The sequence below is a fragment of the Nonomuraea sp. NPDC049486 genome (genome assembly GCF_040676925.1).
In the GTDB taxonomy this organism is placed as follows: Bacteria; Actinomycetota; Actinomycetes; order Streptosporangiales; family Streptosporangiaceae; genus Nonomuraea; species Nonomuraea ferruginea.
In genome coordinates, this window is the sequence record NZ_JBFAPV010000001.1 from 34,675 (window position 1) to 57,411 (window position 22,737).

24 protein-coding genes are annotated in these 22,737 nt (G+C 72.0%); 14 read left to right on the plus strand and 10 right to left on the minus strand.

Features of this window, described 5'->3' with window-relative positions:
* The first annotated feature begins 40 nt into the window (after nucleotides 1-40).
* Both rpsI and glmM read left to right on the plus strand, forming a co-directional pair.
* A complete protein-coding gene (rpsI, locus tag AB0K05_RS00230; RefSeq protein WP_148036805.1) occupies nucleotides 41-562 on the plus strand; it encodes a 30S ribosomal protein S9 in 522 nt (173 codons plus the stop codon).
* A 1-nt stretch (nucleotide 563) separates the two neighbouring features.
* A complete protein-coding gene (glmM, locus tag AB0K05_RS00235) occupies nucleotides 564-1,916 on the plus strand; it encodes a phosphoglucosamine mutase (RefSeq protein WP_148036806.1) in 1,353 nt (450 codons plus the stop codon).
* A gap of 36 nt (nucleotides 1,917-1,952) precedes the next feature.
* On the opposite strand, the gene AB0K05_RS00240 is transcribed toward glmM, so the two are convergent.
* From AB0K05_RS00240 to coaA, 7 genes are all read right to left on the minus strand, one after another.
* Entirely contained in the window at nucleotides 1,953-2,420 is a 468-nt protein-coding gene (locus AB0K05_RS00240; RefSeq protein ID WP_219545107.1) for a hypothetical protein, read from the minus strand.
* Nucleotides 2,421-2,422: 2 nt separating this feature from the next.
* The gene (locus AB0K05_RS00245) at nucleotides 2,423-3,778 is read right to left on the minus strand and encodes an ATP-binding protein (protein WP_271274684.1); all 1,356 of its coding nucleotides are present in this window, start codon (nucleotides 3,776-3,778) and stop codon (nucleotides 2,423-2,425) included.
* A 39-nt stretch (nucleotides 3,779-3,817) separates the two neighbouring features.
* Nucleotides 3,818-4,534, minus strand: a complete 717-nt coding sequence (locus tag AB0K05_RS00250; protein ID WP_148036808.1) for an ABC transporter permease — start codon at nucleotides 4,532-4,534, stop codon at nucleotides 3,818-3,820.
* Nucleotide 4,535: 1 nt separating this feature from the next.
* Nucleotides 4,536-5,450 (minus strand): ABC transporter ATP-binding protein, encoded by a 915-nt coding sequence (locus AB0K05_RS00255; RefSeq protein WP_148036809.1) that lies wholly within the window; start codon nucleotides 5,448-5,450, stop codon nucleotides 4,536-4,538.
* Nucleotides 5,447-6,304, minus strand: a complete 858-nt coding sequence (locus tag AB0K05_RS00260) for an ABC transporter permease (RefSeq protein ID WP_364225167.1) — start codon at nucleotides 6,302-6,304, stop codon at nucleotides 5,447-5,449. The genes AB0K05_RS00255 and AB0K05_RS00260 overlap by 4 nt, the downstream gene beginning before the upstream one ends.
* The gene (locus tag AB0K05_RS00265) at nucleotides 6,297-7,205 is read right to left on the minus strand and encodes an ABC transporter ATP-binding protein (protein ID WP_364225170.1); all 909 of its coding nucleotides are present in this window, start codon (nucleotides 7,203-7,205) and stop codon (nucleotides 6,297-6,299) included. Before AB0K05_RS00265 ends, AB0K05_RS00260 begins: the two co-directional genes overlap by 8 nt.
* A gap of 108 nt (nucleotides 7,206-7,313) precedes the next feature.
* Nucleotides 7,314-8,231 carry a type I pantothenate kinase gene (gene coaA / locus AB0K05_RS00270; RefSeq protein WP_148036812.1) on the minus strand — a complete coding sequence of 306 codons (918 nt, stop codon included), beginning with the start codon at nucleotides 8,229-8,231 and terminating at the stop codon, nucleotides 7,314-7,316.
* 172 nt (nucleotides 8,232-8,403) lie between these two features.
* Between coaA and AB0K05_RS00275 the strand changes: the two genes are divergently transcribed.
* From AB0K05_RS00275 to tsaD, 12 genes are all read left to right on the plus strand, one after another.
* Nucleotides 8,404-9,816, plus strand: a complete 1,413-nt coding sequence (locus AB0K05_RS00275; protein WP_364225173.1) for an alkaline phosphatase PhoX — start codon at nucleotides 8,404-8,406, stop codon at nucleotides 9,814-9,816.
* 40 nt (nucleotides 9,817-9,856) lie between these two features.
* A complete protein-coding gene (locus AB0K05_RS00280; protein WP_148036814.1) occupies nucleotides 9,857-10,207 on the plus strand; it encodes a holo-ACP synthase in 351 nt (116 codons plus the stop codon).
* 10 nt (nucleotides 10,208-10,217) lie between these two features.
* Nucleotides 10,218-11,705: an NAD(P)H-hydrate dehydratase gene (locus tag AB0K05_RS00285; RefSeq protein ID WP_364225177.1), complete on the plus strand. Its 1,488-nt coding sequence runs from the start codon at nucleotides 10,218-10,220 to the stop codon at nucleotides 11,703-11,705.
* A gap of 100 nt (nucleotides 11,706-11,805) precedes the next feature.
* On the plus strand, nucleotides 11,806-12,936 hold the full coding sequence (gene alr / locus AB0K05_RS00290; RefSeq protein WP_364226695.1) for an alanine racemase: 1,131 nt from the start codon (nucleotides 11,806-11,808) through the stop codon (nucleotides 12,934-12,936).
* Nucleotides 12,933-14,021: an alpha/beta hydrolase gene (locus AB0K05_RS00295; RefSeq protein ID WP_364225180.1), complete on the plus strand. Its 1,089-nt coding sequence runs from the start codon at nucleotides 12,933-12,935 to the stop codon at nucleotides 14,019-14,021. The genes alr and AB0K05_RS00295 overlap by 4 nt, the downstream gene beginning before the upstream one ends.
* Nucleotides 14,018-14,476: a tRNA (adenosine(37)-N6)-threonylcarbamoyltransferase complex ATPase subunit type 1 TsaE gene (tsaE, locus tag AB0K05_RS00300; protein WP_148036817.1), complete on the plus strand. Its 459-nt coding sequence runs from the start codon at nucleotides 14,018-14,020 to the stop codon at nucleotides 14,474-14,476. Before AB0K05_RS00295 ends, tsaE begins: the two co-directional genes overlap by 4 nt.
* 206 nt (nucleotides 14,477-14,682) lie before the next feature.
* Nucleotides 14,683-15,318, plus strand: a complete 636-nt coding sequence (locus tag AB0K05_RS00305) for a hypothetical protein (protein ID WP_364225184.1) — start codon at nucleotides 14,683-14,685, stop codon at nucleotides 15,316-15,318.
* Nucleotides 15,319-15,320: 2 nt separating this feature from the next.
* Nucleotides 15,321-15,854 (plus strand): class F sortase, encoded by a 534-nt coding sequence (locus AB0K05_RS00310; RefSeq protein ID WP_187281616.1) that lies wholly within the window; start codon nucleotides 15,321-15,323, stop codon nucleotides 15,852-15,854.
* A gap of 31 nt (nucleotides 15,855-15,885) precedes the next feature.
* Entirely contained in the window at nucleotides 15,886-16,815 is a 930-nt protein-coding gene (locus tag AB0K05_RS00315; protein WP_364225187.1) for a hypothetical protein, read from the plus strand.
* Between the two features lie 51 nt (nucleotides 16,816-16,866).
* The gene (tsaB, locus tag AB0K05_RS00320; protein ID WP_148036821.1) at nucleotides 16,867-17,511 is read left to right on the plus strand and encodes a tRNA (adenosine(37)-N6)-threonylcarbamoyltransferase complex dimerization subunit type 1 TsaB; all 645 of its coding nucleotides are present in this window, start codon (nucleotides 16,867-16,869) and stop codon (nucleotides 17,509-17,511) included.
* An 11-nt stretch (nucleotides 17,512-17,522) separates the two neighbouring features.
* Nucleotides 17,523-17,954, plus strand: a complete 432-nt coding sequence (rimI, locus tag AB0K05_RS00325; RefSeq protein WP_271274761.1) for a ribosomal protein S18-alanine N-acetyltransferase — start codon at nucleotides 17,523-17,525, stop codon at nucleotides 17,952-17,954.
* Nucleotides 17,947-18,978 carry a tRNA (adenosine(37)-N6)-threonylcarbamoyltransferase complex transferase subunit TsaD gene (tsaD, locus tag AB0K05_RS00330; RefSeq protein ID WP_364225191.1) on the plus strand — a complete coding sequence of 344 codons (1,032 nt, stop codon included), beginning with the start codon at nucleotides 17,947-17,949 and terminating at the stop codon, nucleotides 18,976-18,978. The genes rimI and tsaD overlap by 8 nt, the downstream gene beginning before the upstream one ends.
* Before the next feature lie 14 nt (nucleotides 18,979-18,992).
* Here the strand turns inward: tsaD and AB0K05_RS00335 are convergent, their stop codons facing one another.
* From AB0K05_RS00335 to AB0K05_RS00345, 3 genes are all read right to left on the minus strand, one after another.
* Nucleotides 18,993-19,457, minus strand: coding sequence for a tetratricopeptide repeat protein (locus AB0K05_RS00335; RefSeq protein WP_364225194.1), 465 nt, complete (start codon nucleotides 19,455-19,457; stop codon nucleotides 18,993-18,995).
* A 95-nt stretch (nucleotides 19,458-19,552) separates the two neighbouring features.
* Nucleotides 19,553-21,172 carry a hypothetical protein gene (locus AB0K05_RS00340; RefSeq protein ID WP_364225197.1) on the minus strand — a complete coding sequence of 540 codons (1,620 nt, stop codon included), beginning with the start codon at nucleotides 21,170-21,172 and terminating at the stop codon, nucleotides 19,553-19,555.
* Between the two features lie 191 nt (nucleotides 21,173-21,363).
* The gene (locus AB0K05_RS00345) at nucleotides 21,364-22,536 is read right to left on the minus strand and encodes a methyltransferase domain-containing protein (RefSeq protein ID WP_364225200.1); all 1,173 of its coding nucleotides are present in this window, start codon (nucleotides 22,534-22,536) and stop codon (nucleotides 21,364-21,366) included.
* Between the last annotated feature and the right edge of the window lie 201 nt (nucleotides 22,537-22,737).

The window sequence follows — 22,737 nt, forward strand, 5'->3', positions numbered from 1 at the left end:
TTGCCCCCGATGGGGCAAGCGAAAGATTCAGAGGAGAACCGTGGCTGAGCCCACCGGTGTCGAGACGGCTGTCGAGGCCGAGCAGGAGGACTTCTCCACCGAGGAGTTCCCGTCCGAGTACACCACCGAATCCGCCGCCAGCGCCGACGCTCCCGTGCGCAAGCCCGTCACCACGGGCAACTCGTACGGCACCGGCCGCCGCAAGGAGGCGATCGCCCGCGTGCGCATCGTCCCCGGCACCGGCAAGTGGACGATCAACGGTCGTTCGCTGGACACCTACTTCCCCAACAAGGTCCACCAGCAGATCGTCAACGAGCCCTTCGTGGTGCTCGGCGCCGAAGAGGCGTTCGACGTCATCGCGCGCATCGACGGCGGCGGCGTGACCGGCCAGGCCGGCGCGCTGCGCATGGGCCTGTCCCGCGCGCTCGCGCTCCTGGACGTGGAAGTCAACCGCCCGCCGCTGAAGAAGGCCGGCTTCCTCACCCGTGACGCCCGCGCCACGGAGCGGAAGAAGTACGGCCTCAAGAAGGCCCGTAAGGCTCCGCAGTACAGCAAGCGCTGACTTGGCGCGGCTGTTCGGCACCGACGGGGTGCGTGGGGTCGCCGGGCGCGACCTCACGGCCGAGCTCGCCATGGACCTTTCGGTCGCGGCGGCTCATGTCCTCGGCGATGCAGGCGTGTTCGCCACCGGCTCCAGCCGCAGGAGGCCGGTGGCGGTCGTAGGCCGGGACCCGCGAGCCTCGGGGGAGTTCCTCGAGGCCGCCGTGGTCGCCGGCCTCGCGTCGTCCGGAGTGGACGTGCTGCGCCTCGGCGTGCTGCCCACCCCGGCCGTCGCCCATCTCACGGCCGCGCTCGGCGCCGACCTCGGCGTCATGCTGTCGGCCTCGCACAACGCGGCGCCCGACAACGGGATCAAGTTCCTGGCCAGGGGCGGCTTCAAGCTCTCCGACGCGGTCGAGGACGAGATCGAGCGGCGGCTCGGCGAGGAGTGGAGCTTCCCCGTCGGCTCGTCCGTGGGACGGGTGCGCGACGCGTACGGCGAGGCCGACCGTTACATCAGCCATGCGCTCGACACCGTCAGCGCCCGGCTCGACGGGCTCCACGTCGTGGTCGACTGCGCCCACGGCGCGGCCCACATGGTGGCGCCCGAGGCGCTGCTGCGCGCCGGCGCGCGGGTGGAGGCCATCGGCGCCCGGCCCGACGGCCTCAACATCAACGACGGCTACGGCTCCACCCATCTCGACAAGCTGACGCAGGTCGTGGTCTCGCGCGGCGCCGACGTCGGCATCGCCTACGACGGCGACGCCGACCGCTGCCTGGCGGTCGACCACACCGGCGCGGTCGTCGACGGCGACCAGATCATGGCCATCCTGGCCGTGGACATGCACGAGCAGGGCTCGCTGGCCAAGGACACCGTGGTCGCGACCGTCATGTCCAACCTGGGCTTCAAGCTGGCCATGCGCGAGGCGGGCATCACCGTGATCGAGACCGCGGTGGGCGACCGTTACGTGCTGGAGCGGATGAAGGCCGAAGGCTACAACCTGGGCGGCGAGCAGTCGGGCCACGTCATCATGCTCGACCACGCCACCACGGGCGACGGCCTGCTCACCTCGCTCCACCTGCTGTCGGTGGTGGCCAGGTCCGGCCGGTCGCTGCGCGAGCTGGCGTCGGTGATGACCGCGCTGCCGCAGATCCTGATCAACGTCAAGGGCGTCGACCGGGGCAAGGCCGCCGCGCCGGAGCTCAAGTCGGCCGTGACCGAGGCCGAGGTCGAGCTGGGCGAGACGGGCCGGGTGCTGATCCGGCCCAGCGGGACCGAGCCGATGATCCGCGTCATGGTGGAGGCCTCCTCGGAGGAGGAAGCCTCCAAGGTCGCGGAGCGCCTCGCCGACGTGGTCCGCACCGTCTGCGCCTGAACGCGCCTCCGGGTACGGGATCGCCGTGCCCGGAGGTCAGGCGTGAGACCTGAGCTGGTCGTCGAGAGTCCAGATGCCTGCCTCGACCCCGCTCACCCGTCTCTGATAAAGCTCGCGCTCGGCGAGGATGCACAGATCACCCAACCCGAGCTTGCTCATGACGTGATCGGTCAGCGGGACTCCGGTTCCTGCCCCGTCGATGAGCGCTCGCAGGAACTCCGGCCCCCACTCCACGGAGTGAAGCACCCACGGCGCCTTGCCCTCGATGACCAGCCGCAGGAGCTGGGAGAGCTTGTCGGCATACTGGCGGCGCAGTCGGCCGTCGGCCAGTTGGGCGATGTGATTACCGGTCTCGATCACCGCTGTCACGGGGAGGATCAGCCTGCAGCGGCTGCGTTTGTCCGCAAGCTGGCCGGAGACCATCTCGCGGTCCTGGTTCTTCCCGGGGATGTCGAGAAGGTTGCAGAGGACTGAGGTGTCGACGAACTCGACCCGGCGGCTCATGGTCACCCAAGCCCCATCAGGCGGTCGAACTCGGTGTGGTCGTCGTTCTCAGGAGGACTCTGCTCCAGCAGCCCCGAGGTGATGACGGCTCCGAGGTCGCCTTGTGCCATCAGGCTCGGGTAACCAGCAAGATCCGGCAGCTTGGTGAGCCGGGAAAGACCTGTCTCGCGATCCCGGGTGCTGACCACCACGTTCCGGTGATCCTCTCGCGAAAGGGCCGACAGCAGCGCGGGGCTGTGTGTGGTGAACACCGTTTGGGCGGTGCGTTCCTCAGTAGCGCTCTTCACCAGCTTGAGGAGCTGCGAGGCCTGCGACGGATGCAGGCCGTTCTCCAGTTCCTCGATGACCAGCAAGGGGATCGCCGCTCCGTCCGTGGGCTCACGCCGGTTGAGGTCGAGGTCTCTGCCCTGGCGGAGCAGCGTCGTGGCGATGGCGATGAACCGCAGCAGACCGTCGCTCATCTCGCGGGCCGGTGTCGTGGCACCGTCTTCTCGCAGCGCGAGCATCAGGTCATCGAGCTCGGAGCGGATGAGCTCGATGCCGGATATCTCGTGGTCGACGAGAGCTTGGGCGTGTCGCAGCAGCCGCTCGTAGGCCGCGGGGTCGACGTGCTTGAGGTGCCCGACGACCGCGGAGATGTTCTCCGCGGTCCTGCGCAGGCGGATGTCCCGGCTGGGAACGTACTGGCGCATCAGATGCGGGACCGGGTCCAGATGGAAGACGCCGCGCAGAGTGTCCAGGACATCCTGCGCCGCTGCGGCCACATGACGCTCCGCATCAGTCGTCAGGTCCAGTCTGAGAGGCAGTTGCGCGGTCAGCAGCCGGGACGAGCGGAAGGTGGCCTTCGGATCGCGGCCCGGCCGCCCGTTGTAGTAGCGCGCTTCGATGCTTCCGCTTCCTTCGGAAGAGCTCACGCCATGCAGCAGCGTATGGAACGCACGCCCAGCCAGATCGTTGGTCCGCCGGAGCTTGCCGGAGAATCCTCGAAGCGATTCGCTGATGATCTCAGGCTCGGGGCGCACGCGGATCTCGACATCGAAAATGATCCCGACGTACGCGCCGTGTTCGACGCGATCAAAGTTGATCACCTGACAACCCAGCCGGAACGTGTCCTCTCCATGGGGAGGGCAGCCCGTGATGCCCCCCCGCAACGGGCCTTCGTCCCCCCGCCTGCTGTCGAGGGAGTCGACGATGTCGCCACCCTCTGCGAGCCGCGAGAGCACCTCCAGCCCGTCGAGAGCGTTGGATTTTCCGCTGCTGTTCCGGCCGATGAGCAACGTCATGTCACCCAGCGGGAGGCGAGCGTCGCGAAAGGTCTTGAAGCTCGTCAGACTCAGCTGGGCCAGGCGTGCGGGCATGGCACAACGTTACACGCGGGTCGATCAATCGCCTGGTCGCTATTCGTCGCCCGTCAGGGAGAAGACCCGCAGGCGGCGGCCGGCCCAGAAGACGGCGGCGACGGTGACGACGACCAGGGCGGGGACGGCGAAGGCCAGGGTGACCTCCGCCTCGAAGAACGGCGAGGTGACGACCTGGTCGGCGACCGTCTGGCCCCACTGCTGGATGGAGAAGCGCTTGGCCCCCGGCACCAGGCTGCCGACCAGCGACTCCCAGACGAGGGCGTAGATGATGCCGATCGTGACCGCGTGGCGGGTGACGACGCCGAGCAGAAGGAAGACGGCCGCGTAGGCGATGCCCGCGACGAGGGTGCCGAGGGCGAAGCCGGCGGCGATGCCGTCTTCGTTGCCCACGAGGATCCAGGCCGCCAGGTAGGTGGGCACGGCCGCGAACACGGCCACCAGCGAGGCCGCCACCGCGAACTTGGTCCACGCGACGAGCGGCCGGGAGATCGGCTTGGACATCAGGTGGATGATGGTGCCGTCGTCGATCTCGGGGGCGATCACTCCTGTGCCGGCGATGAGGCCGAGCAGCGGCAGGAGGGTGCCGATGGCGAAGTTCTGCATCAGCAGCACGGCCGTGCGCTGGTCGCCGCCGCCGAAGAAGCTGAACATGAGGGCCAGGGCGATCAGCGCCAGGGGCAGCAGGAGCAGCAGGACGACCCTGCGCCTGCCCAGCAGCGCCCGGTAGGTGATGCCTGCCACGACGGTGTTCATGTCAGCTGCTCCTGTTGATCAGGTAGGAGAAGACGCTCTCCAGGTCCTCGTCGGCGGGTGACACCTCGTGCAGGCGCACGCCCTGGTCGCGAGCCACGCGGGGGAGCAGCCTGGCGAACCGGCGGAACTCGGTGGCCTGCACCTCCAGGCCGTCGAGGCTGAGCGTGACGCCCCCGGCGGAGTCGTCGCGGATGAGGGCGGCGGCGAGCTTGCGGTCGTCGCTGGAGCGGATCCTGAACAGGTGGGGCCGGTCGGTCATGAGCCGGCGGATGTCGCGGAAGTTGCCCGAGGCGGCGTGGCGGCCCGAGACCAGCACCTCGATGTGCTGGGCGACCCGCTCGACCTCCTCCAGGATGTGGGAGCTGAACAGGATGGTCTTGCCTGCGGTGCCCATCGACCGGATGAGGTCCATCAGGTGGAGCCGCTGGCGTGGGTCCATGCCGTTGAAGGGCTCGTCGAGCAGCAGCACGCCGGGGTCGTGGACGAGCGCGGCGGCGACCTTGACCCGCTGGCGCATGCCCTTGGAGTAGGTCTCGACCCGGCGGTCCTTCGGCTCCTCCATCTCGACCGTGGCCAGGGCCTTGCGGGCGGCCTCCTCCGGGTTGGGCAGGCCGTGGAGCCTGGCCGCCGAGAGCACGAACTGCCAGCCGGTCAGGAAGCCGTAGACGCCCTCGCGCTCGGGCACCAGGCCGATGTCGCGGTAGACGTGGTGGTTCTTCCAGACGGCGGCGCCGTCGAGGGTGACGGTGCCGCCGGAGGGGGACAGGAACCCGGCCATCATGTGGAGGAGCGTCGACTTGCCGGCTCCGTTGGGCCCGAGCAGGCCGGTGACGCCGGGCCCGATCGTCATGGTGACGTCGTTGACCGCGACGACGTTGCCGTACCAGCGGGAGACCTGGGAGAGCTCGATCTTCACTGCGAGGCCGCCTTCCGGTAGCGCGCAGACAGGACCGCCACGGCGGCGGCGATGAGGGCCAGCACGATCAGGATCGGCGCCGGGCCCCCGGGGTAGGCGCCGTCGGGGACGTGGGCGGTGCTGCCGAACAGCCACACCTGCGCGGCGTCGACCAGCCAGAACGGGTTGATCAGCCAGCCCCAGGCGCCTTCCGACCGGTAACCGGACTCGTAGAGCGCGGCGTAGATCATCGGCGCCGCGCCGGTGGTCAGCAGGTAGACGGTGATCACCGAGGCGACGCCGAGCCCGCGCCGGGGCGTCAGCGCGGCCAGCGCCAGCCCCACGGTGGACAGCAGCACGGCCAGCACCGCGGCCATGGTCACCGCGCCGAGGTATTCGCCGGTGGGCGGCGGGCCGGGCATGTCGACGAGGAGGTCGCCGACGAACATCACCGTCAGCGGGACGGCCACCAGCAGGAACAGCGCCACGGTCATGGCCGCGACCTTGGCTCCGACGTACTCGGTGATGGTGACCGGGCGGGAGAGGTAGAGCGGCAGGACGCGGTGGCGCAGGTCGGGGGCGACCACGGTGGGCGCCTGGGAGGCCAGGAAGATGGCCACCACGGCCTGCATGACCACGGCGTAGCCGCTGTAGTCGCCGACCCGCTGCTGGATCATCGCCATCGTCGCGATCGACACCACGACGGGGAACATCATGATGGCGGCCAGCGAGAACGGCATGATCTTGGATCGGGCGGGCCGGCCGAGGCCGAAGACGCCGCGCAGGCTGTGGACCCCCAGCGCCAGCACGGTGTGGTGGCGGCCCAGCCGGGGGCCGTCGTAGTGGCGGTAGCCGATGTCGTAGATCTCAGACATGGGCGGCCTCCCCCCTGAAGACGTCCTCGATGCGGTTGCGGCCCTGCTCCAGGCGGATGAGGCACAGGTCGAGGTCGGCGGTGGCGTCGCGGACGGCGTCGTAGGTCTCGGGGCCGCGCACCTTGACGAGGAGCATGCGGCCGTGCGGAGTGACGGTCTGGCCCAGCTCGGCCAGCCGCCCGGCCAGCGCGTCGGAGCCCTCCTCGACCTCGACCGTGATGGTCTCGGTGGCCTGGGTGAACTCGGTGATGGCGGACGAGCGCAGCAGCCGGCCGGCGTCGATCACGATGACGTGGTCGCAGACCCGCTCCAGCTCGCCGAGCAGGTGGGAGGTGACGAGCACGCTGATGCCGAACTCGGTGCCGATGCGCCGGATCAGGGTCAGCATCTCGTCGCGGCCCCGGGGGTCGAGCCCGTTGGTCGGCTCGTCGAGGAAGATCAGCTTGGGGTCGTGGACGATCGCCTGGGCGAGCTTGACCCGCTGCTTCATGCCGGTGGAGTAGCCGCCGATCGGGCGGTAGCGCTCTTCGGCGAGGCCGACGTGGCGCAGCACGTCGGCGGCGCGCTCGCGGGCGGCGGTGCGCGGCAGCCCCGACATCCGCGCGAGGTGGACGACCAGCTCGGTCGCGGACACGTCGGGCGGCAGGCACTCGTGCTCCGGCATGTAGCCGACCAGCCTGCGGATCTCGGCGCTCTGGGTTAAGGCGTCGAGGCCGAGCACGGCGGCCCGGCCCTCGGACACCGGCAGCAGGCCGAGCAGGATCTTGATGAGCGTCGATTTGCCCGCGCCGTTCGCCCCGACGAGGCCGGTGACGCCGGGACCGACGGTGACCGTGAGCCGGTCGAGCGCCGTGACGGTGGGGAAGCGTTTGGTCAGCCCCTCGATGGCGAGGATGTGCATGCCCCGGACCCTACCGGCCGGGGATGCCGCGAATCGTCGTCCCAAGGGATGAATGGGTGTCATCCCTGAGTCCGGCATCGGGGCCCCGGCCAGGGTCCTCCTCAGGGATCAGGTCCTGCGCAGCACCACCCGCCGGACGGAGTGGTCGCGGCCCTTGTGCATGACCAGGTCGGCGCGGCCGCGGGTGGGGGCGATGTTGTCGATCAGGTTGCGTTCGTTGATGTCGCGCCAGACGTTGACGGCGAACTTCGTCGCCTCGTCGTACGGCATGTCCGCGATGTACTTGAAGTAGGACTTGGGGTCTTCGAAGGCGGTGCGGCGGAGCTTGTGGAAGCGGTCGACGTACCACGTGCGGACGTGTTCCACCTTGGCGTCGACGTAGATGGAGAAGTCGAAGTAGTCGTTGACGGCGAGGGAGGTGGGCGGGGCGGGCTGGAGGACGTTGAGCCCTTCCATGATGAGGATGTCTGGATTTTTCACGACCTGGGAGGCGCCGGGGACGATGTCGTACTCCAGATGGCTGTAGACCGGCGCGTGCACCTCGGCCGCCCCCGCCTTCACCTCCGCCACGAACCGCACCAGCGCCCGCCGGTCGTAGCTCTCGGGGAAGCCCTTGCGATGCATGATGCCCTTGGACTCCAGCACCGCGTTCGGATAGAGGAAGCTGTCCGTCGTCACCAACTCCACGTGCGGATGCTCCGGCCACCTCGCCAGCAGCGTGTGGAGCAGCCGCGCCGTCGTCGACTTGCCGACCGCGACGCTGCCCGCGATGCCCAGGACGTACGGCACGCGCCGCTCGTGATGCCCGAGGAAGGCGCTCAGCACGCTGCTGCGCTGCTTGGATCCGGTGAAATGGAGGTTGAGCAGCCGGGTCAGCGGCAGATAGATGTCGGTCACTTCGGTGAGGTCGATGGGGTCGTCAACGCCGCGCAGCTCTTCCAGCTCGTCCGCGGTGAGAGTCAAGGGCGTGTTCTTGCGGAGGTCGCTCCACTGCTCCCTGCTCAGTTCAACGTAACCGTTGTTCACCTTGGCAGCGTAACGACGCGGTCCAGCTCGCCCATCAGCCGGGGTATCCACAGGCTGTGGATGAAAACGGGGGATTACCGATAACCAGTTCGGGGAAGGATGCAGGATTCGCCGGAATGGTGGGGATACCTGGGGTTATCGTGCGGGTAGTCGTCGCCGTCTCGGAGGTCGTGTGGACCGTCGCAGCTTCCTGGCCAGGGCGGCCGTGCTGGCGGCCGGGCCGTTCGCGGGGGTCGCGTGCGCGGGCGCGCGCGACGGCGCCGTGCCCGTCACGGGGGACGGGCCGCGCGGAGGTTACGGGCGGCTGAGACCGGTGCGCGACCTGGCCGACGGCGAGGTCCGGCTGCACCTGCCCGAGGGCTTCCGCTACCGCTCGTTCGGCGCGGCCGGTGAGCGGTTACCCGGCGGCGGCGTGGTGCCGGGCAGCCACGACGGCATGGCCGCGTTCCGTGGCCCGCGCGACACCGCGATCCTCGTCCGCAACCACGAGGTCGGCGGCCCCGTCAGCGCGTTCGGCGACCCTGGTCTCGCCTACGACAGGATGGCCGGCGGCGGCGCCTTCACCCTGCGGGTCACCCGCGAAGGCGAGGTGCTCAAGAGCGGCCCGTCACTCAGCGGCACACTGCGGAACTGCTCCGGCGGCCCCATGCCGTGGGGCGCCTGGATCAGCTGCGAGGAGACCGTGGACGGCCCCGACGTGGCAGGCGCCGGCAACGACCGGCTGACCAGGAAGCACGGCTACGTCTTCGAGGTCCCCCTGAAGGGCGCCGCCAGCGGCCGGCCGATCAGGGCCGCGGGACGGTTCGCGCACGAGTCCGCCGCCTTCGACCCCGCCACCGGCACCCTCTATCTCACCGAGGACAACTACCACCATCCCTCGGGTTTCTACCGGTACGTCGCGCCGGAGCACCCGATGCGGGCCGGGAGGCTGCTCGACGGCGGCAAGCTGCAGATGCTCGCGGTCAAGGGCGAGCCGCGCGCCGACCTGTCCGTGGGACACCGCACCGGCGGCACGTTCGCCACCACCTGGGTGGACATCGAGGAGCCCGACCCCGCACTGCCCGCCGGGACGTCCAGGGCCCAGGCAGGGAAGGCCGTCGGCGGGCAGGGCAGGGCAGCGGGCGCGGCGGTCTTCGCCAGGCTCGAAGGCGCCGTCCACCACCGGGGCACCATCTACTTCGTCTCCACGCAGGGCGGCGACGCGGCCCCGGACGACGACCCGCCCGACGGCTTCGGCGACGGGCGCGGCCAGGTCTGGGCGTACGAGACGTGGAGCGGCACGCTCAGGCTCGTCTACCAGTCGCCCCGCGCCGCCGCCCTCGACCTGCCCGACAACGTGACGGTCAGCGGCCGCGGCACGCTCGTGCTCTGCGAGGACGGCGACGGCGACAACTACCTGCGCGGGCTCACCAGGAACGGGGAGATCTTCGACTTCTGCCGCCTGGAGCCCATCCCGGGCGATCCCGGCGCCGAGTTCGCCGGCACCACGTTCGGGCCCGGCGGGCACACCCTGTACGTGAACGTCCAGGCGGAGCGGGGCCGCACGATCGCCATCTGGGGTCCCTGGGCACGAGGCGCCTTCTGACGTCCCCGTCGAGCGGATCTTCTGGGGGTAACCTGGGGCGATGATCCTCGGCATCGGGGTCGACGTGGTCGACATCGCACGCTTCCGCGACGCTCTGGAGCGCACACCCGCGCTGCGCGAGAGGCTGTTCACCGAGGTCGAGCGGGATCTCGCGATCCAGTCGCTGGCCGCCAGGTTCGCCGCCAAGGAGGCCGTGGCCAAGGCGCTCGGCGCGCCGCGCGGGCTGAGCCACCTGGAGGCCGAGGTGCGCCGCGACCGCAGCGGCAGGCCCGAGCTGTGCGTCACCGGCGAGGCCGCCGAGGTCGCCCGCCGGCTGGGGGTCCAGCGCTGGCACGTCTCGCTGAGCCACGACGGCGGCGTCGCGATGGCTTACGTGATCGCCGAAGGATAGTTTGGTCAGGGTGTTCACCGCCTACACCGCCGACCAGATCAGGACCGCCGAGCGCGCGCTGATGGCCACCCTGCCGCAGGGCACGCTCATGCTGCGCGCCGCGACCGGGCTGGCCGCCGTCTGCGCCGCCATGCTTCCCCGCGTGTACGGGAGCTGCGTCGTGCTGCTCGTGGGCAGCGGCGACAACGGCGGCGACGCCCTCCACGCCGGGGCGGTCCTCGCCAGGCGCGGCGCGGGGGTGACGGCGGTGCTCGCCGGCTCCCGCGTCCACGAGGCGGGCCTGGCCGCGCTCCTGGCCGCGGGCGGGGTGTCCCGGAAGCCCGGTGACGGCGACGACGTCCGCCGTGCCGTCGAGGGCGCAGACCTGATCGTCGACGGGCTGGTCGGGATCGGGGCGTCGGGGGCGTTGCGCGAGCCGTACGCCGGGCTGGCCGAGACGGCCGGTCACGCCGCCGCGCCGGTCGTCGCCGTGGACGTGCCCAGCGGCGTCGACGCCTCCACCGGCAGGGTCGAGGGGGGCGCGGTCCGGGCGGCGGTCACGGTCACGATGGGGGCGCTCAAGACCGGCCTGCTGGTCGACCCGGGCGCCGCACACGCGGGCCGGGTGGAGCTGATCGACATCGGGCTCGGCCCGTACCTGCCAGGCCCTGACGTCACCGCGCTCACCCGCGCGTCCGTACGGGCCACGCTGCCGCGCCCGGCGGCCGCCTCCGACAAGTACCGCAGGGGAGTGGTCGGCGTCGTCGCGGGCAGCGACCAGTACACCGGCGCCGCGGTGCTCGCCGTCGGCGGCGCGCTGCACGCAGGGGCGGGCATGGTCCGCTACGCCGGGCCCTCCCGGCCGGTCGGACAGGTGCGGGCCCGCTGGCCCGAGGCGGTCGTGACCGAGCTGGACGAGCCGTCGATCGACGACGTGGGCCGGGTGCAGGCGTGGGTGCTCGGGCCCGGGCTCGGCACCGGCCGATGGGCCCGCGAGCTGGTCCTGCGGGTGCTCGCCACCGACGTGCCCGTGCTGGTGGACGCCGACGGCCTGAACGTCGTGGCCCACGACGTCTCGCTGCTCCGCCGTACCGCGCCGGTCCTGATCACCCCGCACGCGGGCGAGCTGGCGCGGCTGACCGGGGCGGCGCGCGGTGACATCGAGGCGGCGCCGCTCGCGCACGCGCGGGCGGCGGCGGCCGAGCTGGGCGTCACCGTGCTGCTCAAGGGGTCCACCACGGTCGTCGCCGAGGAGGGCGAGCCGGCCCGGGTCAACGGCACGGGCACGCCGTGGCTGGCCACCGGCGGCACCGGCGACGTGCTGTCCGGCATCGCGGGATCGCTGCTCGCCCAGGGGCTCGGCGCGCGGGACGCCGGCTCGTGCGCCGCCTACCTGCACGGCCTGGCCGGGAGGATCGCCGCCGACGGAGCGCCGCTCACAGCCGCCGCGGTGGCCGAGGCGCTCCCCGCCGCCATCCGGGCGCTGGACGAAGAAAGCCCGCGGAGCCGGGTGCCGTGAGCGGCGAGATCGTGGGCCCTGCCGTCATCGGGGTTCTGAGCGGCGGAAATCGCGCTCGACCACGTTCAGGAGCTGCCAAACTAGAAGGATGAGCTCCCCGATGGCGACGCCCGCGGAGGCGCGGGTAGACCTGACCGCGATCAGGCACAACGTGGCGCTGCTGCGCGAGCGGGCGTCCGGCGCCGAGCTGATGACCGCCGTCAAGGCCGACGCCTACGGGCACGGGCTGGTGCCCGCCTCCGAGGCCATGCTGGAGGCCGGCGCGGGCCGGCTCGGCACCGCGTTCGTCCAGGAGGCGCTCGACCTGCGCGCCGCCGGCGTCACCGCGCCGATCCTGGCCTGGCTCATCACGCCCGGCGAGCCGATAGGCGAGGCGATCGGGGCCGACGTCGAGGTGTCGGCCTCAGACGAGCGGCTGCTCGGCGAGATCGCCGCCGCCGCCCGCGCCACCGGCGTCACCGCCCGCGTCCACCTGGAGGCCGACACCGGCATGAGCAGGGGCGGCGCGCCGCTCGCCGCCTGGCCTGGCCTGCTGCGCAAGGCGCTGGAACTGCAGGCGGAAGGCGCCGTCGAGGTCGTCGGCATCTGGTCACACTTCGCCTGCGCCGACATCCCCGGCCATCCAGCCGTCGAATCCCAGACCGACGCCTTCGAGACCGCGCTCAAACTGGCCGAGCAGGCGGGCTTGGCCGGCTCCCACGTGATCAGGCACCTCGCCAACTCGGCCGCCGTGATGACCCTGCCCAGGACGCACTTCGACATGGTGCGCGCCGGCATCGCCGTCTACGGCCTGAGCCCCGTCCCCGAGCTGGGCGACTTCGGGCTGCGCCAGGCCATGACGCTCGTCGCGCGCCTCGCCATGGTCAAACGGGTGGCGGAGGGCTCGGGGGTGTCCTATGGGCACCTCTACGTGACCGGCCGCGAGACCACGCTCGGCCTGGTCCCGCTCGGCTACGCCGACGGGATCCTGCGTCACGCGACCGACCGCGCGGAGGTGCTGGCCGGCGGCAGGCGAAGGCGGGTGGCCGGCCGCGTGTGCATGGACCAGTTCATGATCGATGTGGGTGACGACCCGTTGCGGGCAGGCGACGAGGTCGTCCTGTTCGGACCGGGAGACCAGGGCGAGCCGACCGCTCAGGAGTGGGCGGATACCCTCGGCACGATCACGCATGAGATCGTGACGAGGATCGGGGCGCGCGTGCCGAGGGTCTACGAGGGACAGAGGACATGACGACGACAACACGCCGCAGGTTCGGGATCGCCGGCGCGCTCGTCGGCGCGGCGTCCGCGGGCATCGCGGCCGCGGCCATGGCCAAGCGCTACGCGGTCGGCCGCATCCGCCTCCGCCCCGACCTGGAGGCCAGCGAGCCCTTCGGCGAGCTGGGCGGCAGCTCCCACACGCTCATCACCTCCGACGGCGTGGCCCTGCACGTCGAGGTCGACGGGCCGGAGGAGCGAAGGCCCCAGGAGGAAGGCGGCGACGACGGACACGACGCGCCGCTGACCGTCGTGCTGTGCCATGGCTACTGTCTCAGTCTCGAATCGTGGCACTACCAGCGCAGGGACCTGCGCGAGCACCACCGCGTCGTGGTGTGGGACCAGCGCTCGCACGGCCGCTCCCAGCGCGCCGTCTCCGGCGACACCTCGATCGACCGGCTCGGCGACGACCTGGCCGAGGTGCTCGACCAGTTCGTGCCGGGGCCGTGCGTGCTCGTCGGCCACTCCATGGGCGGCATGACGATCATGGCGCTCGCCGACCGCCACCCGGAGCTGTTCGGCGACCGGGTGCGCGGCGTCGCCCTCATCGCCACCTCCGCGGGCAAGCTGGCCGAGCTGACGCTCGGGCTGCCCGCGCTGGTGTCCAAGGCCGTCCACAAGGTCGCCCCGACCACGGTGTCGATGCTCGGCCGCCGGGGCTCGCTCGTCGACCGCACCCGCCACGCGGGCAGCGACATCGCCTTCCTGCTGACCCGCTACATGGCCTTCGGCGACTCCAAGAACGTCAGCCCCACCCTCGTCGACTTCGCCGAGTCCATGATCAGGGCGACCCCGACCGAGGTGGTCGCCGACTTCTATCCCGCGCTGATGAACCACGACAAGCTGTCCGCGCTGCACGTGCTCGACCCGGTGCCGACCGCGATCATGGTCGGTGACCAGGACTGGCTGACTCCCCCTGACCACAGCCGCGCCATGGCCGAGGCGCTGCCCAAGGCCCAGTTCATCGAGGTGCCCGACACCTCGCACCTGATCCAGCTCGAACGTCCCGGCGCCGTCACCGACGCGCTCCGCGACCTGATCAAGAGGGTGGGCGTGTGAGGCTGCGCACCGCCGAGGAGACGCGCGCGTACGGCACGCGCTTGGCATCCCTGCTGCGCCCCGGCGACCTGCTGGTCCTGTCGGGCCCGCTCGGCGCCGGCAAGACCACGCTCGTGCAGGGCATCGCCGAAGGGCTCAAGGTGCGGGGGCCGATCACCTCGCCCACGTTCGTCATCGCCCGGGTGCACCCGTCGCTGTGCGGCGGCCCCGCGCTGGTCCACGCCGACGCCTACCGGCTCGGCGGCGACCTGGAGGTGGACGACCTCGACCTCGACGCCTCGCTGGAGGAGTCGGTGACGGTCGTCGAGTGGGGCGAGGGCTTGGTCGAAGGGCTCGCCGAAGACCGCCTGGAGATCCACATCGACCGCGAGTCGGGCGACGACGCCCGCACCGTGACCCTGCGCGGCGTCGGCCCGCGCTGGGCCGACACGCCGACTGACGCCGCACAAGAGTAAAACCCGCACCAACTCCGGGTCATGCTGACACCCTTGACGTACCTTCGCCATGACGAGAAACATGATCATTGGTAAGGGTTGGCCCAGAAAATCTGGGTATCAGGAGGGCGGTATCCACGAAACCGGTGGATGCTAGGAAAAGAGCGGCGGAGTGGGGTGCGGCGGTGCTCAGGGTCAGGCGAGTCGCTTATGCGGGGGCCATCCTCATGATCGGCCTCATGGGCTGCGCGGCGGAGGCGCAGACACCGGCGGAGAGCTCCACGCCGACCGGCAGCCCGACAGGCACGGGCCAGCCGACCGCCACGACCACCGCAACCACGACGGCCACGGCGACCGCCACTCCGGCGGTCTCCTCCATCTCGGTCCAGCTCAACCCCGACCGCGTCACCGCGGGCGAGAGCTCCACCGTGTGGATCCTGGCCAACTGCCCGGCGCCGCAGGGCGGGCCCGCCCACACCGGCACCGCCACGTCCAGGGCGTTCGTCAGCGGGGTCACGCTCAACCCGACCACCTCGGGCGGCACGCCCAGCCCGACCGGCAACGCCGGGGGCGACTGGGTGCGCGGTCAGGCGCAGATCTCCGGAACGGTCCGGCGCGGCTCGTACCGCGTGGACGTCAAGTGCGACGGCACCAACCACTCGGGCCGCGCCACCCTGCGCGTGGCCCGCGCGGAACCGCTGCCCAGCGACGTGCCCACCAGGGCGCCCAGGGCGGGCGGCGGCGGCACGTTCGGCAAGGAAGTCGACGAGGGCACGCCGATCCCGCTCGGCGGCGTCGGCGCGGCCATCGGGCTGGCGCTCGCCGTCGGCGTCGGCGTGGCGGTCAAGCGCCGCCGGTCCTAGTCATGGCGAGTTCCGGACGGGTGGTGCTCGCGGGCGCCGTCACGGGCCTGGTGCTGGTCGCCTTCGGTCAGAGCATGCAGCAGCCCGAGCAGGCCGCGGCCGCGGTCGTGCCCGAGACCATCGGCATCCCGTCGATCGACGTCGAGGCGCCGCTGATGAAGCTCGGCGTGAAGAACGGCGAGGTCGAGCTGCCGCCCTACGAGAAGCCCGAGATGGCGGGCTGGTACACCGGCAGCGTGGTGCCCGGCGAGAAGGGCGCCTCGGTGATCATCGGCCACGTCGACACCAAGACCGCTCCCGCCGTGTTCTACAAGCTCCGCCACCTGCGCAAGGGCTCGAAGGTACGGGTCGAGCGGAGCGACGGCAAGACCGTCACGTACAAGGTCGACGCCGTCGAGCAGGTGCACAAGGACGAGTTCCCGCTCAGGAAGGTGTACGTCGAGGACGGGCTCAAGCTCGTGACCTGCGGCGGAAGGTTCGACGCGGCCCAGGGCGAGTACGTCGACAACATCATCGTGTACGCGTCGCGCGCCTAAAACCGGTTGCCCCGCACCCGATCATGGACGCATGAGCACTCGGACGAACCCGCCGGCGACCGGCGTGCGCGTGCCCTGGCAGGACGTCCACGCCGGCGTGCGCGCCGCCGTCGAGGAGTTCCTCGGCGGCCGGGTGGCCGAGGCGGTCACCCAGGACGGCGGCTTCTCCCCGGCCGCGGCGGTGCGGCTGCGCACCGACGGGGGCCGCCGGGCCTTCGTCAAGACCGTGAGCCCGGAGCGGAACCCCGACTCCGTCCTCATCTACCGGGCGGAGGCCGCGATCTCCGCCGCGCTGCCCGCCGCCGTGCCCGCTCCCCGGCTGCTCACCTCCTTCGAGCTCGACGGCTGGGTGACGCTGGTGTTCGAGGACATCGAGGGGCGCCATCCGGTGACGCCGTGGCGCCGCGACGAGCTGGACCTGGTGCTGGCCGCCGTGCGCCGGATGGGCGCCGAGCTGACGCCGTCGCCGATCGACGCGCCGCCCATCGCGGAGCGGTTCGGTGACGCGTTCCGCGGCTGGCGCAGGCTGCTGGGCGAGGACACCGCCGGGCTCGACCCGTGGGCGCTGCGCCATCTCGCCGCGCTGGCCGAGCTGGAGTCCGGCTGGGCCGAGGGGGCCGCGGGCGACACGCTGCTCCACTCCGACCTGCGCGCCGACAACCTGCTGGTGGCCGGTGACCGGGTGTACGTCGTCGACTGGCCGTGGGCGTGCACGGGAGCCGCCTGGTTCGACCTCATGGCCATGCTGCCGTCGGTGGCCATGCAGGGCGGACCGCCGCCGCAGGAGCTGCTGCCCGACCCGGCCCCGGCCATCACCGCCGCGCTGGCCGGGCTGACCGGCTTCTTCCTGCGGCAGAGCCGTCAGCCGGCCCCGCCGGGGCTGCCCACCCTGCGCGCCTTCCAGCACGCGCAGGGCGTCGAGGCGCTGGAGTGGCTGCGCCACCGCACGGGCTGGGCCTGAGGAGCGCGTACGGGCGCGGTGGGGTGTGAGCCGCGGGTAGGCTAAACAGTCGTGCTGGTCCTGGCCTTTGACACCGCGACGCCCGCCGTCACCGCCGCTGTCCACGACGGCGAGCGGGTGCTCGCCGAATCCACGACGATCGACGCGCGCCGCCACGGCGAGCTGTTGGCGCCGGCCGTCGAGCGGGTGCTCGCCGAGGCGGGCGTGCCGCTGCGCGAGGTGACGGCCGTCGTCGCGGGCCGCGGCCCCGGCCCCTACACCGGCCTGCGCGTCGGGCTGATGACCGCGCAGGCGCTGGCGGCCACGCTCGGCGTGCCCGCCCACGGCATCTGCACCCTCGACGCGCTGGCGTACGGCAGCGGCCTCGACGAGCCGTTCCTGGTGGCGACCGACGCGCGGCGCAAGGAGGTCTTCTGGGCCCGCTACGCCGACCGGCGCACCAGGCTCGACGGCCCCTCCGTCGACAAGCCCGCCGAGGTGCCCGTCGAGGGCCTGCCGGTGGTCGGCGCCGGAGCCGGTCTCTACCCCGGCGCGCTCGGCCCGGCCCGCGAGCCCGCCTACCCGCACGCCGGGTTCCTGGCCGCGCTGGCGGCCGAGCGCATCGCGGCGGGCGTGCCGCTCGACGAGGCCCGCCCGATCTACCTGCGCCGCCCCGACGCGGCCGTGCCGGGCGCGCCCAAGCGGGTGACGGCGTGAGGCTGCGCCAGATGACCGAGGGCGACCTGCCGGAGGTCATGGCGATCGAGCGCGCCACGTTCCCGCTCGACGCGTGGAGCGAGGGCATGATGCGCGGCGAGCTGGCCGACCAGCCGCGCACCAGACACTACGTGGTGGCCGTGGTCGACGACGTGATCATCGGCTACGCCGGAGTCGCGGTCGCCGCCGACCAGGCCGACGTGCAGACGATCGCGGTGCTGCCGGCCCACCGCGGCACCGGCGTCGGCGCCGCCATGCTCACCGAGCTGCTGGCCGAGGCGCGCCGCCGCGGGGCTCGCGAGATCTTCCTGGAGGTGCGGGAGGACAACCCGGTGGCGCGCGGCCTCTACGAGCGATTCGGGTTCGAGAGCATCGGCACCCGCCGCCGCTACTACGACGACGGCACCGACGCGATCATGATGAGAAGGAAGCAGGATGGCTGACGTACCCCTGGTCCTGGGCATCGAGACGTCCTGTGACGAGACCGGCATCGGCCTCGTCAGGGGCCACACGCTGCTGGCCAACACCATCGCCTCCAGCATGGACGAGCACGCCCGCTACGGCGGCGTGGTGCCCGAGGTCGCCTCGCGCGCCCACCTGGAGGCCATGACGCCCACCGTGGACGCGGCGCTGGCCGCGGCCGGGGTGAAGCTCTCCGACGTCGACGCGGTGGCCGTCACCGCCGGGCCGGGGCTGGCCGGGGCGCTGCTGGTCGGCGTGGCCGCCGCCAAGTCGTACGCCCTCGGCCTGGGCGTCCCGCTCTACGGCGTCAACCACCTGGCCGCGCACGTCGCCGTCGACCAGCTCGAACACGGGCCGCTGCCCAAGCCGTGCATCGCCCTGCTGGTGTCCGGGGGCCACTCCTCGCTGCTGCTGGTGCCCGACGTCGCCGCGGACGTGATCTCGCTCGGGTCCACCGTGGACGACGCGGCGGGGGAGGCGTTCGACAAGGTGGCGCGGGTGCTCGGGCTGCCGTTCCCCGGCGGCCCGTACATCGACAAGGCGGCCCGCGACGGCTCCGGCACGGCCGTCGCCTTCCCTCGCGGCAAGATCGACGACGGCACGCTCGACTTCTCCTTCTCCGGGCTCAAGACCGCCGTCGCACGCTGGGTGGAGGCCCGCGAGGCCGCGGGCGAGCGCATCCACGTGCCCGACGTGGCGGCCTCGTTCCAGGAGGCGGTCGTCGACGTGCTGACCCGCAAGGCGTTGCAGGCGTGCCGGAAGTACGACGTGCACGACCTGCTCATCGGCGGCGGGGTGGCGGCCAACTCACGGCTGCGCGCCCTGGCCCAGGAGCGGTGCGACGCGGCGGGCGTGCGGCTGCGCGTGCCCCGCCCGGGGTTGTGCACCGACAACGGCGCCATGGTGGCCGCGCTCGGCTCCGACCTGGTGGCTGCCGGGATCGCGCCCTCCGCGCTGGACATCCCCGCCGACTCGTCCCTGCCGATCACGACCGTCAACGTCTGACCGCGCGGGCGCGCTCAGACGGTCTCGTCCAGCTGTTCGGCCAGCCGCTCCAGCCCGCCCTTGATGAGCCGGCCGTAGCCGTCGTCGCCGAGTGCGCCGATCTCGGCCCGCGCCTGCTGGAGGTGCTCGCGGGCGCGGCCGAGATCGCCCAGCTTCCGGTAGCACTCACCCAAGTTCAGATGCAACGACGGATACAGGCCGGCCACCGATAGCGGCACCCCGGCCTCGGCCACCCGCTCGTCGGTGACCTGGCCGACGGCGGCGAGCGCCCGCAGGTCCCACGTCAGTTCCTCGTGCACGTCGTCCTGCACGTCGGCCATCGAGTGGGCGAGGACGCAGACATGCAGCGGGTCGCCCTGCTCGCCGCCGATGTCGTCCCAGATCTGCGCGAACAGGTCACGAGCGGCATCACGCTGCCCTTGCTGGTGATGTAACTCCACTCCCTGGGCGATCCGGGCCATCGTGGGGTCGGTGGTCATGAGCGGCTCCTCCACTGTCGCTGGCGATCATGGTGAGCCTACTCGCCGTGCGTCGCTCAGCGCCCTTCCGCCGGCTCGCGTACGGGGGAGCCGGGTCAGTCCTTGGCGCGGCTCGGTCGCAGCAGTGCTTCGGCGAGCGCCAGCATGGTCTCCTCCAGGGCGCCCAGGCGCTTGTTGAGGTCGGTGGTGGCGGGCTGGACGATGTCCGAGACGGTCTCGGCGAGCGTGTCGCGGTCGGGGCGGGAGCGGACGATCTCGGCGAGCGAGGCGGCCGCCTCGGTCAGCCGTTCGCCGTGGGTGTCGAGCAGCTCGCCGATGCCGAGGGCGGCGGGCAGGCCGTCGATGCGGCGGCCGACCGCCTCCAGGGTCTCGCCGGCCTGCTCGGCGCGGGTGTTGAGGCCGGTCAGGTGGGCGTCGAGGCCCTCGACCCGGTGGGCCAGGCGCTCCTCGGCCTCGCCCAGGCGCCCGTCGAGCGAGGTCAGGCGGTCGTCGATGCCGGCGAAGCGGTCCTCGTGGCGGCCCGCGGCCTTGCCGAGGCGGCCGTCGACGGCCTCCAGGCGCTCGTCCTGCGCGGTCAGCCGGTCCTCGACCGTGTCGAACCGCCCGACCTGGGCGGTCAGCCGCTCGTCGATGGCGTCGAACCTGTCGGCGTACGTGACGAGGTGCCGGTCGACGGCGTCGAAGCGGCCGGTCAGCCGCGTGTCCGCGGCGTCGAGGCGGTCGGCGTGGGCGGTGAGCCGCTCGTCGATCACGTCGAAGCGGCCGGTGTGCGTGTCGAGGTGCTCGTCGAGGGCGTCGAAGCGGCCCGCGTGGGAGGCCAGGCGGGCGTCGAGGGCGTCGAAGCGGCCGGTGTGGGAGGTCACGCGGGCGTCCACGCCGCGCAGGCGGGCGTCGACGTCGGCCAGGCTCTCCTCGGCCGTCTCGAACCGGGTGTCGAGCGCCATGAGCCGGCTCTCGACCCGGTCGACCCGGCCGTCGACGCCGTCGAAGCGCCCGGACAGGTGCTCGCCGACCTCGTCGACCCGGGCCCGCACCTCCCGGGCGGCGCTCGCCACCCGCTCGTCGAAGGTGTCGGACAGGTCGAGCACCACGCCCTCGACGCGGTCGGTGCGGGAGTTGAGCTCGGCCAGCGACTTGTCGAGCCGGGTGAACCGGCCGGCGGCCACCTCCATGCCCGCGCTCACCTGCGCCAGCCTGGCCGTGACGTCACCCATCCGCTTGGCCATGTCGTCGGTGAAGTCGACCACCGTCTGCAACCGGCCCAGCGTCTCCTCCATCCCCTCGCACACGGCGGTGACGTCGGCGCGCAGCTTCGGCAGCTCCATGACCGGGTGGACGCGCTTGCCGACCGACTCCACGGCCGAGTCGACGCCGCCGACCTGCTCGCCCACCGCGTCGACGTGGTCGCGCACCGCCTCGACGTGCTGGGCCAGGCCCTCGGCCCACAGGGGCGGCTTGGCGGCGATGTCGTCCAGCCTGCCGCTGACGGTCTCCAGGGTGCCGCTCAGGCCGCCCAGCTCGCGCTCGCGCACCTCGCGCAGGAGCCATTCCATGCCCTCCAGCCGCTGGCGGATCTCGTCGAGCACGGCTCCCTGCGTGCGCTGCTCGTACACGTGATCCTGGGCGGCGCGCGCCAGCAGCTCCCGCATCCGCTCCGAGATGGCGGTCTGGCCACCCGCCGCCTGCAGCAGAGTGGTGTGGTTGGAATGGTCCACCGAAAGGCTCCTTCGCTGTCGACGGTCTGCCGCGTAGCGGTGGGATGGTCCGATTTGCAGATAAGAAGGAGAACGCGGCTCACCGCAAGAGGGGGGAGGACTCCCGCCCGCCCACCTTAGCCTTTCGATCAAGGTCCGTCAGGGGCGAAGAAAAACGTCGCGCTTATCGGTGAATCGCCCTGATTTGTCATTCACGCAGGTGGGCTGGGGTCGCAGATCAGGACAGTGGGCTTATCGGATACGCGCGTGAGAATGACCACGGCGGTCCTGTCGCCGGAAAGCCTGAGGTCGGCCCGCAGGCGTTCTATATCGACCGCCGAGCCGCGTTTCTTGATGACGGCGTTGCCCACTCCGCGCTCCCTCAGCGCGGCCCTGAGCCGCTTCAGCGAGAACGGCAGCACGTGCTGTATTTCGTAGCGGGTGGCCCACGGGGTGTCGACCGGCTCGTCCCCCGAGATGTAGGCGATCATCGGGTCGGGCAGCCACCCGCGCACCAGCTCGGCCACCTCGCCGACGAGATGCGCCCTGACGGCCGCCCCGTCCGGCTCGTACACGTACCGCCCGACCGGCCCGGTGGCCGCGCGGGCGCCGGTGGCGGTGAGCGTGTGCCCGCCCGGCAGCAGCGTCGCGCGCCGCGCCCCCTCCGGCGGGCGGCCGGTCCACAGCGTGGCCTCCTTCACCTCGCCCTTGTACGAGACCCATTCGGCCTCCGCGTCGTCCGGGATGAACTCGTACGGGATGCCCGGAGCGACCTTCACACAGCCGACCCGCGCCCTGCCCAGCAGGCCGAGCACCACGGGCCAGGACGGCGAGTAGGCGAGCGGGTCGAACGTCCTGCCCCTGGAGGTGCGCCGGGCGGGGTCGGCGAACAGCACGTCGTAGGCCTCCGGCCGCACCTCGGCGGCGTCGCCCACCCGTACGGTCACCCGGTCGGCCACTCCGAGCGCCTCGGCGTTGGCCCTGGCCACGGCGACCGAGAGCGGGTCGGTGTCCACGGCGTCGACCGCGCAGCCGGCCCGCGCCAGCGCCAGCAGGTCGCCCCCGACGCCGCAGCAGGCGTCGGCCACGCGGTGCCCGGGAGCCGCGCCCAGCCGCCGCGCCCGGTGGTCGGCGACCTCGGCCCTGGTCGCCTGCTCCAGGCCGTGAGGGGTGAAGAACATGCGCCCGGCGTCGGCGCCGAACTTGGCCTTGGCCCGCTCGCGCAGCCGGGCCTGGGTGAGCGCGGCCGAGGTGAGCGCGGCGTCGTGGGTCCTGCGCAGCCGCGTGGCGGCGGCGACGGGGTCGGCGCCGACGAGCTCCTGCGCCTCGGCCAGGGCTTCGCGGCCGCGCGGGGTCAGCAGCGCGGTGAAGGCGTCGAGATCCACGGCATACGACGGTAGCGCCCGTACGGAGTGCTTCCGGGCCAGCGTGTCGGCCCGTGGGGGCCCCGCGCGGACGTAGGCTGGAGCTCCAGGAGGCTCCGGAGTCCGGGTCGACCTCGTGAAAGCTTGCCCACGATCGCTGTGAGCAGACGAGTTCGTGTTGACTGTCAAGCCCCTCTTGCATATGTTTCCTGTTGGCACTCT